This window comes from Mucilaginibacter litoreus (genome assembly GCF_042676805.1).
Lineage (GTDB): Bacteria > Bacteroidota > Bacteroidia > Sphingobacteriales > Sphingobacteriaceae > Mucilaginibacter > Mucilaginibacter litoreus.
The window spans coordinates 371,093-387,005 of the sequence record NZ_JBHTHZ010000002.1 but is presented as its reverse complement, the minus strand read 5'-3'; the positions used below and the strand labels follow the sequence as shown (position 1 = coordinate 387,005).

Here is a 15,913-nt window from a genome sequence, read left to right as displayed (position 1 = left end):
TGTTTTAAAATTTTGAGCGTAAAGCCTTTTATTGACTCACCCCCTTCCCCCTCTCTGCTACGCAAAGAGGGGAGTGTTTTCTTTTTAGTTTTTTCTTCACCGCTGGTAAGTAGCCTCTCCTAAATCCTCTCCGAAGGAGAGGACTTTACAGAACACCCCTCTTTCCGCTTGCGGAGAGAGGGGCGGCGAGCGGTAGCGATGCCGGGGTGAGTCCACTGGCAAATGGCCTCTCCTAAATCCTCTCCGAAAGAGAGGACTTTACAGAACACCCCTCTTTCCGCTTGCGGAGAGAGGGGCGGCGAGCGGTAGCGATGCCGGGGTGAGTCCACTGGCAAATGGCCTCTCCTAAATCCTCTCCTTCGGAGAGGACTTTACAGAACACCCCTCTTTCCGCTTGCGGAGAGAGGACGGCGAGCGGTAGCGATGCCGGGGTGAGTCCGTTCTTGCATCTTACAACTAATAGCTTTACCTTGCATTACCTGTTTATGAAAAATACTGTTCTTATCATTGGGGCCGGGGCCGCTGGTTTAATGGCGGCATATACCTTAAGCAAAGCCGGCAAACACGTTACCGTTTTAGAGGCCCGCAACCGTACAGGTGGGCGCATACACACCCTTAACAAGGAGCTTTTTTTTAAAGAGACCGAACTGGGTGCAGAGTTTATACATGGCGATCTGCCTGTTACCAAACAACTGCTTAAAGACGCTGGCATAAGCGGCCGCAACGCTAATGCCGAGATGTGGAGTTACAAAGATGGTAAGTTTGAGCGCAACAGTATTGTTGCAGGCGACTGGGATGCGCTGACCGAAAAACTTGATTATTTACAGCAGGATATCCCTATCTGGGATTTTCTTTTAAAGGAATTCCCTGGTGATGAGCACGGGGAGCTTCGTAAATCTTTATGGGCTTATGTTTCGGGGTATGACACTGCCGACCCGCGCAAAGCAAGTACTTTTTCTTTACGAAAGGAATGGGAAAATGAGGACCAGGATGCGCAGCAGCGCATTGAGGGCGGCTATTGCGCAGTAATCAACTATTTGGCAGGCGAATGCAAAAACAAAGGAGGCCAGGTATTTTTGAATGCAATTGTAAAGCAGATACAGTGGCAAAAGGGGCTGGTTAAAGCAATAACTGAAGATGGCATGGAATACGAGGCCGAACAACTTGTAATTGCACTGCCTTTAGGTGTTTTAAAGGTTAAAGCAGGTTCCAACGGAGCAGTTGTATTTGATCCACCCATACATCAGCATGCAAAAGCTATACAGCAAATGGGCTTTGGTGCAGTCATTAAAATATTGTTTGAGTTTAACACCCCCTTTTGGCTGGATGAACAAACCAAAAAAATGGCAGGTGATGAAATTGAACAGATGGGTTACCTTTTCAGCGAAGAAGAAATACCCACATGGTGGACACAGGCGCCCAATAAATCGAATGTACTGACCGGTTGGATAGGTGGGCCGGCAGCTGAAGAAAAAGCTGATATACCTGATAAAGAAATATTGGAACAGGGTTTACAATCGCTGGCTAACATTTTCAATAGAGATTATAATGATTTAAAAGGGAAGCTTAATGCTTATCGCATTATGAATTGGACGGCCGACCCTTATACACGTGGTTCTTATGCTTATGATACGGTAGAAGCGCCCCAGGCCAGAACAATTTTGAATACGCCTATAGATAATACCATCTATTTCGCCGGTGAATACTTGTATGAGGGTACGGCTATGGGCACTGTTGAAGCCGCTTTAAGCAGTGGATTGGAAGCGGCTAAGAAAGTGCTGAAATAATTACAATGCTGCCTGAAGGGCTAAGTGAACGAGTTTCCTCGTCGCCCCGTGCTCAAGCCTTTGCCTGCTCACCCGGAATGACAACTTGATTAAGGCATTGTTGTTATTATTATACTGAAGCCACCATTGCATAAACATCCAAACAATCACCCCATGAATTGAGCGGCGTTAAGGCGCTTAAACTTGCGTTCGTTAAATATCCAATTGATGGCTGATAGCAACATGCCCGTAAAGAAACCTACACCATAACACTTTACCATGTAGTTGATCATATCAGAAAATTCTGGAAACTGCCTCCCCTCGGGTGCAGCTTTTGGAAAAAAGCTAAAAGATATGAACAGGAAAATCAAAGAGCCAAGAAATATGCCGCCGTTAAATAAGATATATTTTAACAAGCCGTTATCTTTTTTTTGCTTCCATTCCTGCACGAACTTCATATTACTGATATCTGCAGGTGTGAGGCCACGTTTTTTAAGATCATCATTCTTTTTCGACTCAGCAATTGCATCGTTATAAAATGAAGCTGAGCTTATCAGGATGATTATAGTTGCATATATCAGGAAGCCGGTATTATGCGTGAATGAACCATGAAGGTTATTATAAATAACTAAGCTATGTAATACAGTTAAAACAATTAATGCCGATAGGCAAAGTACAATGTATAATATAGTGGCTTTGGTTTTGCCACAGCTTATCAGCCGCTCTTTTAAAGTATTGTACTTTGACTGTTTCATACCGTTTGCCCAGCCAGCAGGTATAGCACCGCCATACGTATGGCCACACCGTTTTCCACCTGATCCAGTATGATAGATTGCTTGCTATCCGCTACGTCGCTGGTAATTTCCACGCCCCGGTTAATTGGGCCCGGATGCATTACTGTGATCTCTTTATCCAGGCTATCCAGTATCTGTTTGTTAAGGCCAAACATCATGGTATACTCACGTAGCGAAGGAAAGTATTTGATATCCTGCCGCTCTAACTGAATGCGCAGCATATTGGCTACATCGCACCAGTTAAGCGCCTTTATCAGGTTATGCTCAACTTTTACCCCTAACGAGCCGATGTATTTCGGGATTAATGTTGTAGGGCCGCAAACCATTACTTCCGCCCCCAATTGTTTTAGGCAAAGTATGTTTGACAGGGCCACCCGCGAGTGTAATATATCCCCTACTATAACTACTTTTTTACCGGCTACATCGCCATAGCGTTCGCGGATAGAAAAAGCGTCAAGCAGGGCTTGTGTAGGATGCTCATGGGCGCCGTCACCGGCATTAACAATCTGCGCGTTGACGTGTTTGGACAGGAATATGCCTGCGCCGGCATACGGATGGCGCATCACCACCATATCCACCTTCATGGCTAATATGTTATTAACCGTATCTATAAGCGTTTCGCCTTTACTTACTGATGATGATGAAGCCGCAAAATTAACTACATCGGCAGATAGCCTTTTCTCGGCAAGCTCAAAAGATAAACGGGTACGGGTAGAGTTTTCAAAAAATATATTGGCAATGGTAACATCGCGCAACGATGGTACTTTTTTTATCGGCCTGTTAAGCACCGTTTTAAAATTATCGGCGGTTTCAAATATCAGTTCGATATCTGAGCGGTTCAAATCTTTAATTCCTAATAGATGACGTGTGCTTAGTCCTGCCATTATATGTATTGATTTCCTTACTTTTTATTGCGAGCGATAGCGCAGCAATCTCTTAGTATACTTAAACTTTCATGCGTTGTTATGAGATTGCTTCGTTGTACCTCCTCGCAATGACATGATTTTTTGATCCGTAAATCTAAAATTGTAAATCGTAATTACTCCTCTTTTGTCTCCGATACCAAAACGATCTTGTCTTCACTATCGGCTTCTTTCCAGCTTACCACTACTTTTTGCGATGCAATGGAGTCGACCTCGATACCCACATAATCGGCAGATACCGGGATGTGGCGCGAGTAACGCCTGTCTACCAAAGCAAGCAACTCTATCTTTTCGGGGCGGCCAAAGGCTTGCATGGCGTCCATAGCGGCACGAATGGTGCGGCCTGTCCACAGCACATCGTCCATCATCACTACTTTTTTACCTTCGGTAATAAAATCAATTTTAGTTTGATTAGGCACCAGTGGCGAACCCTGCCGGCGAAAATCGTCGCGGTAAAAGGTAATATCCAGGTCGCCCTGTTGTATAGTACTGTCGGGTAATATCTTTCTCAGTTCTTCGGCAACACGTTTAGCCAGGTATATGCCACGTGGTTGGATGCCAATTAAAACAGTATTCGAGAAGTCGTTATGATTTTCAATTAACTGTCTACATAAACGCTGAATAGTGATCTGAAATTTTTGTCCGTCGAGCAGCGTCAGGTTTTGCATCGTTTGGTTGGATTTGGGCAAAGTTAAAAATTTTTAACGAGTAGCAAACAGTTTTAAAGTTTATCTGCCTTGCTGTAACACTACAAACAAAAAGCCCTCCTGGTTTACAGGAGGGCTTATATTTAAAGCTTAATGATGCTTATTCTTCGTCAGCAGAAGCTTCAGACTCGGTTGGTTTAGCGGCAGGTTTTTTTGCTTTATTTTCAGCACCTTCCATTTGCTCTTTTAATTGAGCAAGTACGCTAAGATCACCTAAAGTTGATTTTTCTACAGATTCTTTCACTTTCTTAACCGCGTTGCTGGCAGTTTTTGCCTCTTTTTTACGGTTTTCGAACTCTTGTACACGAGCATCAGCGCGGGCTTCTTCCCATATACGTGAGTGTGAAATCACGATACGTTTGTTCTCTTTGTTAAACTCGATGATCTTGAAATCAGCGGTTTCTTCAGCTTTGATAGATTTGCCGTCTTCTTTAACCAGGTGTTTGGTTGGGCAGAAGCCTTCAACACCGTAAGGTAAAGCAACGATAGCGCCTTTATCAGTTACTTTGATTACTGTACCTTCATGTATCGAATCGATAGTGAAGATAGTTTCGAAAGTATCCCAAGGGTTTTCTTCAAGCTGTTTGTGGCCTAAGCTAAGTTTACGGTTCTCAACGTCAAGTTCTAATACCACTACGTCTAATTTTTCGCCAACCTTAGTGAATTCGTTAGGGTGGTTTACTTTTTTAGACCATGAAAGGTCAGAGATGTGGATCAAACCATCTATACCGTCTTCAAGCTCAACAAACACACCAAAGTTGGTCATGTTTTTAACAGTTGCAACGTGCTGAGTGCCTATAGCATATTTCTCAGAAGCGTTTTGCCATGGGTCTGGCGTTAATTGCTTGATGCCTAATGACATTTTGCGCTCTTCGCGATCTAAAGTTAAAACCTGGGCTTCAACTTCATCACCTACTTTCAGGAATTCCTGAGGGTTACGCAGGTTTTGTGACCACGACATTTCTGATACGTGGATCAAACCTTCAACACCAGGGATGATCTCAAGGAATGCACCGTAATCTGCAACGGTAACAATTTTACCTTTTACTTTAGAACCCACCTGAATGTTTTCGTCAAGCGACTGCCAAGGGTGCGGTGTAAGTTGTTTCAAGCCCAGAGCGATACGTTTTTTCTCGTCATCAAAGTCAAGAACAACAACGTTGATCTTCTGATCCAATGACAGTACTTCGCGCGGATGCTCGATACGGCCCCAAGATATATCAGTAATGTGCAGTAAGCCGTCAACACCGCCAAGATCGATGAATACACCAAAGTCGGTAATGTTTTTAACGGTACCTTCCAATACCTGGCCTTTTTCAAGGCGTGCAACAATTTCAGTTTTCTGGTTTTCAAGATCGTCTTCGATAAGCACTTTGTGCGATACCACAACGTTTTTAAACTCGTGGTTTATCTTAACAACTTTGAATTCCATTGTTTTACCAACGTACACATCGTAATCACGTATAGGTTTGATATCGATCTGTGAACCTGGTAAGAAGGCTTCAACGCCCATAATATCAACAATTAAACCACCTTTAGTTCTGCTTTTAACAAAACCTGTGATGATCTCATCATTATCCAGAGCTGAATTAATGCGCTCCCATGATTTTTGTGTTTTAGCACGTTTGCGTGAAAGTACCAACTGTCCGTTAGCATCTTCCTGCGACTCAACAAATACTTCAACACTATCGCCTACCTTAAGATCAGGCGTATCACGGAATTCAGAAACAGATACCAAACCATCAGATTTAAAGCCGATGTTCAATACCACATCTTTATTATTGATACTTACAACTGTACCGCTGATTATCTCACCTTTATTGATAGAGCTGAAAGTGCCATCATAAAGTTTCTCTAATTGTTCGCGGTCAGTATCGCTGTAGTTACCAAATTTTTTATCATCAGCATCCCAGTCAAAATCAGCCGGAGGTGGAGATGAAAGTTGAGATTTGATGTCTTCAATTGATATTGAATCAGCTTCTGATTCAACCGTTTCTTTTTCAGCAGCTGTTACTGTGTCCAGTTCAGCCTGCTTTGCTTTTAATTCTTTTTCTGCTTCTTGTTTTTTTGCCATTAAAAATTTTTTCTCCTTTTTCCCAATTAATTGGGACTGCAAAGGTACGTATATATTTTTGGTATATAAAAGAAAAATATATGTTAAATATTGGTTTTTAAGCACTTTTGTCTAAAAAACAAATGCATTTCAATAGCTGTTCGGGCTTAAGGCAGCCAATACCCGCGGCATTTTTTTAAAATCGCTCAGTATAATTCTAAATTTCTGTTGCTGTCTGCTTCGAGCTTCAGCGTAATTTCGTCGAAAATCGACATAAAACTATTCATAAGGCTCAGTCGATAGGCAAGCAGTATGCCGGTCATATCCTCCTCCTGCTTTTTGGTAAAAGGATGTTGCCAAACACGCATGCATATCCGTTTAAGCGCATAGGTGATCTGGTCAATGTTAATATAGGTATGCAGGTAACGGCTTTTCCTGAACTCGCTGTAAAACTTAAAAAAAACATCAGGTTGCTTCATGCCGGCAAACACTAAAAATTCGCCTATTATTTTTTCGCTGCAGCTATCCAGGTGTTCATAAAATTGGTTTACACTTATCCCGCCGGTGGTGATAAGCAGGTTATCCAGTATTAGCTCAATAGCAATATGCCCTAAAAAAAATGGCTTTACCGGCGAGCCCTCTATGGCTGGCATCAGGTCCAGTTTTAATTGATGCGAGTGTGTAAGAAAAAAATTGGCCGAATGAAAGTATTTATCAACCAGCAAGTGCTTATTCCATCCGGAAATGACAGCATTGACATGCCTGTCGGAATGGTTTAATTTTTCGGGGTGCAATACTACGTTTTTATCGGCATTTTTCAACAGGTCGGGCAGTACCGTTCCTAAAGTAAAGTAACAGTTAGTGGTATGGCGATCAAAGTAGTAATGTGATAAAAAATTCATAGCTATTCATGCCAATATACCTTTAAACGCCCGGATGTACAAATTTCGATGTGCAGATTTCAGATATGCACATTTCCGGATGAATTTAGAAGTGCAAAATATTGACTGGATTACTTAATGTACTTGCCGGTTCGCTTGTACATCTGCACATTTGAAATCTGCACATCTGCACATCTTTTTAATTTGCATATTTGCACATTCTCATTTTTGCACACTTATTATATATGAACTTTGTTGAAGAACTACGCTGGAGGGGCATGCTGCATGATATTATGCCCGGAACTGAAGATCTACTGAATAAAGGCATGGCTTCGGGATATATAGGTTTTGACCCTACTGCCGACTCACTGCATGTAGGCCACCTTACCCAGATCATGACGCTGATACATTTTCAGCGGGCGGGGCACAAGCCATATGCTTTGGTTGGCGGCGCTACCGGTATGGTGGGCGATCCATCGGGTAAATCTGCGGAGCGTAACCTGCTGTCTGAGGATGTGCTGCAGCACAACCTGGAGTGCGTAAAGGAGCAGCTTAAAAACTTCCTTGATTTTAACAGCGGTGCCAACAGCGCCGAAATGGTAAATAATTATGACTGGTTTAAAAATTTTACCTTCCTGGATTTTATTCGTGATGTAGGTAAGCATATCACAGTGAACTACATGATGGCAAAAGACTCGGTTAAGAAGCGCCTTGAGGGTGATACCGGCATGTCTTTTACAGAATTTACTTATCAGCTGGTGCAAGGCTATGACTTTTACTACCTGTGGAAAAATAACAACTGCGTATTGCAAATGGGCGGCAGCGACCAATGGGGTAACATTGTTACCGGTACAGAGTTTATACGCCGTAAGGATGGTGGCGAAGCTTATGCATTAACTACGCAGCTTATTAAAAAGGCCGATGGCACCAAGTTTGGCAAAACCGAAAGCGGCGCTGTATGGCTTGATCCTGCGCGTACTTCACCATACCAGTTTTACCAGTTTTGGTTAAACACTACTGATGTTGACGCAAAATCATACATACGCATTTTTACACTGTTTGACCGTAACACCATTGAAGCTATGGAGACAGAGCATGATGCTGCCCCACACATGCGTATTTTGCAAAAAGCTTTGGCAAAAGATATTACTATACGTGTACATGGCGAAGCTGAATTTTTAAAGGCCCTTAAATCAACTGAATTTTTATTTGGTAATACCGGCATTGAATTTTTGAATGAGCTAACCGATGCCGAAGTGCTAAGTTTGTTTAGCGGGGTACCTAACTACACCGTTGCTAAAGCAGGGTTTGAAACAGGTATCAACGCTACCGAACTACTTGCGGGTGCAACCAGTGTATTCCCCTCTAAAGGCGAAGCAAAAAAAATGATACAGGGTGGCGGGGTATCTGTAAACCGTATTAAAGTAAATACCCCGGATGATGTTTACCTGGCTGCAAACCTCATTAACGGTAAATTTATGGTAGTACAAAAAGGCAAAAAGAATTATTTTTTAATTATTGCCGAATAATTTGCGAAACCGACATTTTGTATTTATTTTTGGATAAATGTCGTACAAAACAAAACATATCACAAAAAACGAGGTTAATGAACCAATGGCACTATATGTTACCCAAGGTTCAGTAACCCCGTTTTATAATTTGCTTGGCACCAAACCGGCCAGGGCAGCTTCTGAGTTTGATATTATTAAACTTGCGCGGCAGGGTTTTCCTAAAAAAACACTGCTGGCTTTGGCAAAAAAAATATCTTTAAACATCCAGGAGCTGGCCAACATCTTGCATATCTCCGAGCGCACGTTGCAGCGCTATGAAGATGATGCCATTATTAAAACAGAGTACGCAGAAAAAGCCGTTGAGCTTGCCCGCCTTTACACCCGTGGCGAGGAAGTATTTGGTTCGATGGATAAATTTAAGCTTTGGATAAAAACACCAAGCCTGGTATTTAACGGCGAGGCACCTTTAAGCATATTAGATACCTCTGCCGGCTTTGATATGGTTTTTAGGGAGCTTGGGCGCATAGAGCATGGTATTTTTGCCTGATGATACTCTATCGTATTGCTAAATGCAATTATATTAATGATTTAACAGGTACCGGCGCACGCTTATACGGTGGCCGTTGGAATACTGAGGGCAGATCAATGGTATACCTGGCATCTTCAAGGGCGTTAGCTGTATTAGAGGTTTTGGTACATCTGCAGCCCTTATTTACACCCACCGATTTTTGCCTTGCCGAAATTAAGGTACCCGATAATGATATACTGACACTTGACGTAAACTCGCTGCCGCACAACTGGAAAGATATCTCCCCTCCGGCTGCATTGAAACAAATTGGCAACCAGTTTATAAAAGAAACCAAACACCTGATGATGAAAGTGCCCTCTGTTGTTGTGCCACAGGAATTTAACTACCTGCTTAATCCCTGGCATCCTGATATTAAAAAGGTAAGCATTGCAAATATCCAGCCTTTTAACTTTGACGACAGACTGGTATAAGTGTAAATAAAAGGGGAATTATTATTGATGCGAATAATTGAATGATTCGCTGATATATTGCAATCACAAATATAGCTGTAATTAACAGGTATAAGTTATAAGAAAGAAGTTTTAAACTTATAGTACACAAGCAATGTTATTACTATATTAATACAAATATTTTCTTTATAAGAAATTATTTGTATATTTGTATCAATCTACGGTACCAATATAACTACGGTACGAATAAACCTCAGATCTTACAGTCAATCCATTTAAGTATTGTTAAATAAGCCGATGACCCCATCCGCCAACCAGGCGAATACATCAAACTAGTTATCCTCCCGGAAATTTTAAGTACCGTTTTTCAACAGTTCAAATTAAAGTACTAGTGCTTAGGTCAAGATCCAAAATATAACATAAACAATAATCTTCTTTTTAAAATTCTCTTTAATAGCTAATTCAAACGCTTACAGTAGTTTTCAAAAAAACTTTCTAACCACCTGATAATTAATTTTTAGAATCATTTCAATAAGTACTTCGCTGTATTGGTAAACACAGCATAACTTATAATGCTTATAAAAATTTGCAGCACAACTTCGCAACCAGCGTTGTAAAAAACAGAATCACAGCGACCGGCTTATAACGGTAAACGCATCCTCGCTATCACATTTATATTGGATAGTATCTGCTAAAATTCATTTCAATCAAACACTAAATAATAATGAAAAGGTTAATCAATTTTCTTTTAGTACTTTTTATTTTTTCTACATCTATGGCACAGCAAAAGCCCGTTTACGAGCGAAGCAACATAGATCAGGTACTGAGCGATCGAGCTACATGGTCGCAGTCTTTACTGGCCTTACCACATGGGCCTACTCCTTACATTCCGCTTTACGTTCCGGATAGCTTGAAATGCGGAGGTTTGCTATTTTATAAAACAGCACCGGCAGATACATCGGTAGTTATTTACAACTGCAGTACAGGTAACTGGGATAAACTTACAGTTACAGCCGATTTAGTACATAAAGTTGACAGCTTAAGTGCATTGACAGTAAAGCTTGCAGGTACTCAAACAGTATTTGGCTTAAAAAGCTGGTATTCGCCAATACATCAAACCTCTACCATTTTAGATGGTTCGAGAGTCTACTTTTATTCAGACAACCTGGGGAGCGTTGGCTATTTTGGCTTCAATGAGGTCACAGGAAGAATTGAATTTAACTTTCCTGGTAGCAGAATAGCCACAAACAGCCGGATAAGCGGCGCCGACGCTACATCCAGCAATGAATTTACAACTAAAAAACAATTGGACAGCTTGGGTCAAGGTTATGACATGATTGTTATTTTAGGTCAAAGTAATAATGTGGCACCGGGTGACAGTACCCTTTCTGTAAGCGCCCCAATTAACAAGGTAATACAATTTCATGAAGGGATTTTGCAGCCAGTAGACAGGAACGTTGGTGATGGTACGGGTAATTCATGGCCTGCGTTTGCTGCTGAATACTACAAATTAACAGGTAGAAAAATAGTTTTTGTACCAGCAGCAGTTGGCGGTACCGCTTTGCTACAAATAAATGATAGTGGTAATGGTAATTGGTCACCAACAGGTACATTATACTCCGCAAGTTTAGCAAAAATCGATAGTGCAAAAAAGCTGATGACGGTTACAGGCAGGCATATCGACCGCATCATTTTGATGTGGGCACAGGGAGAGCAGGATGCTAATAATGTGTACAACAATGTGCCCGGCTCATCACCGGCTGAATTCAAAGCAGCTTTACAACAACTAATAGCTAATTACCGAACCGCGCTAAACGAACCTGAATTACCTTTTTACATAACAAGATTAGGAAAAAGGCCCGGTTCGCCTGATCGTTGGAAAACAGTTAGAGGAATACAGGTTGATGTAGCAGCATCTGACCCATGGACACAGATCAGCTATTTTGAAACAATGGACTTTTATACAAGGGGCTTATTAAAAGATGATGATTTGCATTATAGCCAAAAAGGGCAGAATTTAAGAGGTTTAAGCGAAGCGCAACAAGTAGTACAGGGAAAAAAATATACTTATATCTATGAGGAAAGTGGCAAGGTAGGTGTAAATATTACCGAGCCCTCTGCTTACTTACATCTGCCTAAAGCTGACACTATTCCGGCGCTTAGGATTGAACCTGGCCTATCAAATTCTATTCAAAAGAACTCAGTAGAAAACAGGGGTGATTATTTATATTATACCGATAGTTTAGCATCTGCAAGACAGGCTATTTTAACCACAACCAATAAGGCAACTATAAGTGGCAAAACGCTAAAAGATATAGTTACGGTAACATCAACATCGGGTTCAGGTTTTAATTTTACCAATACTGCATTAAACGCCAGAACATTTACACTAACCAATACAGGCGATTACTTGCATTTTGGGGGAGCAAACACAAGCACAGCAGGTGTTAGGTTTGGAACTTCTACAAGCGCTTATGCCGCGCGTATAGATTATGGTGCGCCGAATAATTCGTTTGTAGTGCAATCTACCGGAGCAACTGGTTTTGGTGTAAATACCAATACAACCATATATTCCGGAGCATCGATGTTTGCAGGTATCACGCCAAAGATACAGGTTAATTCATCTCCAGCTACCAGTACCGATCCCTGGCAGGACATAGAAATAATGCGTACCCAATTATCTGCTGTTCCTGTAAAAAAAGTACTGGCAAAGGTATTCGCATTTTCAACATCAGAAGCGAATGATACAGAATCAAAGAAAAAAGTTGCGTTTGGTGGCTCAACGGTTATGGCTAATGGCAATCAACCCTATGCTTTTATAGCCACTGCTAATCAGGAGCGGGTTAATATTGATTTTCTTGGACGAATGTATTTAATGAATACAAGGACGGGCACCACAGCTGATAGCGTTATGGTTAAAGATCCTGCAACACATGAGATTAAAGCAGTGCCGTCAACTACTTATACACTAACCTTTTCATCTAATGTGACACTTGCTGCGGATGGCAACACAGCAACCTTTAACATTACATATAACAATCCAGGCTATACACCATCAAACATTGTATGGATACCAACAAGCAGCACTGGTTCTAACGGGTATTACATCACTAACATAAGTAATACCAGTTTCACTGTAAATTTCAACACCCCTCCTGCTGCAGGCACAGCAACTGCAAAATATACCTTAATAAGGTAGCACAAAGCCTTTCATACCTCTATAAGCCCCGTTCAACACTTAACATACCTGCTAAAGAGTATGTATAGGATATGTTGGTTTATTTGTATCCTTATACTGTAATTAACATAGCGGTATTTGAAGTATAATAAATGCAAGAAATGTGTTTCAGCTACGATATTTTTTATGAGTTGGTAGTAAGTACTCTGGCTTAGTTTAGCCCCAATTAGAACCAACAACTATAATTTAAAGGTAGATCTTTTTGCTAATACACTGCTTGCTTTGCAAGTAAAACCACCTAACAATGTATCCATATTCGGGTTAACTATCAACGGCTCAATTCTTATTCTGTGCCATAAGATGATAATTAATAAGTAGATAGAATTACCCATAAAAAAACAAACCCGCAAAAGCGGGTTTGTTTTTTAAAAGTCGCTCAATAGCTCTAATTTCTTCTGATTGTAATCCTCCTGGGAGATCAAACCGTTTTCAAACAAGGTTTTAAGCTTTTTCAGCTTCTCTGTCAATTCGTCTTTTTTGGGTTCTTCAGGAGGGGTAACGACCGGTGCAGGCACAGGAGTAGCAGGCGGTTGCTGAGCTACAGGAGCTGTTGGCTGAAACGCCGACTGTGCCGGATGCTGCTCCATTTGTATTGAGCCAGACTCGGCACGCTTCTCTTCCAGCTCACGCAGGCGGCGCGCCTCGCGCTCTGCTTCTTTGCGTTCCTGGGCATACTGGTACAACTTACGGGCTTGTACCTTGGGCAGATAGTCTACTCCCATCTCGGTACCTATGGTAGTTTTAACGCTAAATACGGCGCCAATAATTTCTTCTTTTGTAAATACGTCAACCACATCTTTCCAAACAAAATCAACAAATTTTATAGAAAGGCCCAGGTTAGCCGGTGTAAAAAACAATACACGTTTATTAGTAATGGCTATACAATCCGGAAAAAGGTTTACCAATGGCTTTTTTTGTACCGCTATGTAAATGATCTCCTCACCGGTGGTGAGCAGATCTATCAAACGCGAATAAACTTTTTCAACTGCTTTAGGGTCTTGTTCTTCCCTTAAAAATTTATCTATCATATTACTGATGTATTGATGGCGGCAAAATTAAGTTATTATAGATGATTCAGCAAAGCAAATATAGTATCGTTATCTTATAAGGGTAACCCAGCCTTTTTTTGTAGTAATGGTTGCATCACCCATAATATAAGTACATACCCAATAATACACGCCGGCAGGCGCAATACTCCCTTTGTAATTACCATCCCAACCGTTAGATGTGCTTTTGGTTTGAAAAATCTGCTGCCCATTACGGTTAAATACTGTCAAAGTATATTTTACAGGATTACTGTCCTGATTGGGGCGGAATACATCGTTCATGCCGTCGCCATTGGGTGTGAAAGTGTTTGGAAAATCAACCGGGTTACATTCGTCCTGATCAATACTTACATCAATTTCATCTAAAACACAATCCTGCTCGCTTAGTATGGTAAAGTGATGCGGGCCTACTGCCAGATCACTTATTTGCTGGCCTATCTTATATACATTGTTTTGAAATAAAATTTTGGCCGCATCTTTAATATCGCCGTTAGGTACAAATTTAACTTTACCGGCAGCAGTACACACCGCATTATTTATAATCACTGATAAGGCCGGTTTAATAATAGGTTTAAAATCTGGTACAATTACTTGTTGCTGATAATTATCCCCACCTGCAGATTGAATTACAAGATTATAGCTACCCGGCAGCAGGTTTGCAAACACACCGCTTGTATTGCTTGTGCCGCCGAGCGTATAAGTATAATTATCGGGATGCGGTTCGGTTAGCACAGTTACGGTTCCTGCCCCATAGTTATCACAGTCGGCAGCAATGTTAATGGCTTTTATCGTTATCGGCGGGCATACCTCTTGAGTTAATGTATAGCTCTTTTCGGCAATTATACAGCCCGCAGTGGTAATTATGTTAAAATCATAATTTCCAGGCAGCAGATTGTTAAACTGATGGCCGTTTTCATAAATGCTATTATTAACTTTAATTTTGTATCCGCTTACTGCTACCTGAAGTTTTACAGAACCTTTCAGATCGCAAACCGGATTTATAACAGTTGCGTTTATTATGGGAACATCCTTACTATAATCAGGCACAATAAAGGTTCTGCTTACTGGCGCCTGTCCGTTGTCGGCTTTTACAGTTACCTGGTACGTACCCGGCGCCAGGTTATCAAATGTGCCTGTCGCATTACTTAAACCATTATTTAGTGTATAGATATATTCACTTGCATGTGCCTTTGTAACTATCTCGGCCATCGCCCGGTTAATTACATCGCAACTGCGGGATACCTTTACATCCAATATTTCAAGTGGTGGCTCAATGCCCGATTCCACCGCACTGCCCGCATCATACACAGTAAATGGTAAAGTGCCTGCGCTGCCTTTCAACAGTCTGTTTTTTAAATCAAGTTCCAGTACGTTGGTACTGAAACCACTCCCTGTAAAGGCGTATGCTTTTATGTTACTGTTTACTGCTGCAGTTGCCAGGCCGTAAATAGATTCGTTTTCAATTTGCACCCACATTTCGGCCTTTGATGGGTCATCCAGCGGAATTTTAACTATCCCGCCGTAGCTCGCCATATAAAGCTCATTATTATAAAAAAGCAGGTCGCCGGAGGGTGCGTACTGCATTATACCAAGGCTGTTACTTATGCCCGTTACCGGATTAACAGCAAACAATTCGGTGCCAGAAACATAATAAATTTTACCGTCCTTATCTACCGTTAACGCGTTCCCATAAGTCTGTGTATTCATGTAGGTACAGTTAGCCAGTGTTGGCGCACCGGTGCCAGCATCTATCAGATCGGCTCGGTAAAGGTTAGATCCATCATTATAATAAAATTTATTATTGTCTACAGCTATTGAAAAAAAGGCCCCAGAGCAGCCGCCTACCTGCTGCGTTTGTAAACCGGTTTGGGTAACGGTTACTTTATATACTGTAGCACTACTATTACACACGTAAAAACTCTGCGCGTAGCAAGTAACACTAACAGTGCAAATAAAGCACAACGCTAAAAGCAGTGCTTTGATGATTAAATTGATATAGGGTTTAGACACAGTATT

General features: G+C 41.4%; 12 protein-coding genes. 5 read left to right on the top strand and 7 right to left on the bottom strand.

Features of this window, described 5'->3' with window-relative positions:
- Positions 1-485 precede the first annotated feature (485 nt).
- Positions 486-1,787, top strand: a complete 1,302-nt coding sequence (locus tag ACFQZX_RS05160) for a flavin monoamine oxidase family protein (protein ID WP_377112136.1) — start codon at positions 486-488, stop codon at positions 1,785-1,787.
- A gap of 146 nt (positions 1,788-1,933) precedes the next feature.
- Here the strand turns inward: ACFQZX_RS05160 and ACFQZX_RS05155 are convergent, their stop codons facing one another.
- The 5 genes from ACFQZX_RS05155 to ACFQZX_RS05135 form a co-directional block, all read right to left on the bottom strand.
- The gene (locus ACFQZX_RS05155) at positions 1,934-2,521 is read right to left on the bottom strand and encodes a hypothetical protein (protein WP_377112134.1); all 588 of its coding nucleotides are present in this window, start codon (positions 2,519-2,521) and stop codon (positions 1,934-1,936) included.
- Positions 2,518-3,444 carry an aspartate carbamoyltransferase catalytic subunit gene (locus tag ACFQZX_RS05150; protein ID WP_377112132.1) on the bottom strand — a complete coding sequence of 309 codons (927 nt, stop codon included), beginning with the start codon at positions 3,442-3,444 and terminating at the stop codon, positions 2,518-2,520. Before ACFQZX_RS05150 ends, ACFQZX_RS05155 begins: the two co-directional genes overlap by 4 nt.
- Positions 3,445-3,599: 155 nt before the next feature.
- Positions 3,600-4,151, bottom strand: a complete 552-nt coding sequence (pyrR, locus tag ACFQZX_RS05145; RefSeq protein ID WP_377112130.1) for a bifunctional pyr operon transcriptional regulator/uracil phosphoribosyltransferase PyrR — start codon at positions 4,149-4,151, stop codon at positions 3,600-3,602.
- Positions 4,152-4,290: 139 nt separating this feature from the next.
- Positions 4,291-6,264, bottom strand: coding sequence for a 30S ribosomal protein S1 (gene rpsA, locus ACFQZX_RS05140; protein ID WP_377112128.1), 1,974 nt, complete (start codon positions 6,262-6,264; stop codon positions 4,291-4,293).
- Positions 6,265-6,449: 185 nt separating this feature from the next.
- Entirely contained in the window at positions 6,450-7,145 is a 696-nt protein-coding gene (locus ACFQZX_RS05135) for a hypothetical protein (protein ID WP_377112125.1), read from the bottom strand.
- Positions 7,146-7,369: 224 nt separating this feature from the next.
- Between ACFQZX_RS05135 and tyrS the strand changes: the two genes are divergently transcribed.
- The 4 genes from tyrS to ACFQZX_RS05115 all read left to right on the top strand — a co-directional run bounded on the left by tyrS (position 7,370) and on the right by ACFQZX_RS05115 (position 12,812).
- Positions 7,370-8,653 carry a tyrosine--tRNA ligase gene (gene tyrS, locus ACFQZX_RS05130; RefSeq protein ID WP_377112122.1) on the top strand — a complete coding sequence of 428 codons (1,284 nt, stop codon included), beginning with the start codon at positions 7,370-7,372 and terminating at the stop codon, positions 8,651-8,653.
- A 37-nt stretch (positions 8,654-8,690) separates the two neighbouring features.
- Positions 8,691-9,182: a type II RES/Xre toxin-antitoxin system antitoxin gene (parS, locus tag ACFQZX_RS05125; protein WP_377112119.1), complete on the top strand. Its 492-nt coding sequence runs from the start codon at positions 8,691-8,693 to the stop codon at positions 9,180-9,182.
- Complete coding sequence (locus tag ACFQZX_RS05120) at positions 9,182-9,634, top strand: RES family NAD+ phosphorylase (RefSeq protein WP_377112117.1); 453 nt, start codon at positions 9,182-9,184, stop codon at positions 9,632-9,634. Before parS ends, ACFQZX_RS05120 begins: the two co-directional genes overlap by 1 nt.
- 703 nt (positions 9,635-10,337) lie before the next feature.
- On the top strand, positions 10,338-12,812 hold the full coding sequence (locus ACFQZX_RS05115; RefSeq protein WP_377112114.1) for a sialate O-acetylesterase: 2,475 nt from the start codon (positions 10,338-10,340) through the stop codon (positions 12,810-12,812).
- 404 nt (positions 12,813-13,216) lie between these two features.
- Here ACFQZX_RS05115 and ACFQZX_RS05110 read toward each other — a convergent pair whose 3' ends face one another.
- Both ACFQZX_RS05110 and ACFQZX_RS05105 read right to left on the bottom strand, forming a co-directional pair.
- Complete coding sequence (locus ACFQZX_RS05110; RefSeq protein WP_377112111.1) at positions 13,217-13,879, bottom strand: PH domain-containing protein; 663 nt, start codon at positions 13,877-13,879, stop codon at positions 13,217-13,219.
- Between the two features lie 69 nt (positions 13,880-13,948).
- A complete protein-coding gene (locus ACFQZX_RS05105) occupies positions 13,949-15,808 on the bottom strand; it encodes a gliding motility-associated C-terminal domain-containing protein (RefSeq protein ID WP_377112109.1) in 1,860 nt (619 codons plus the stop codon).
- Positions 15,809-15,913: the final 105 nt, after the last annotated feature.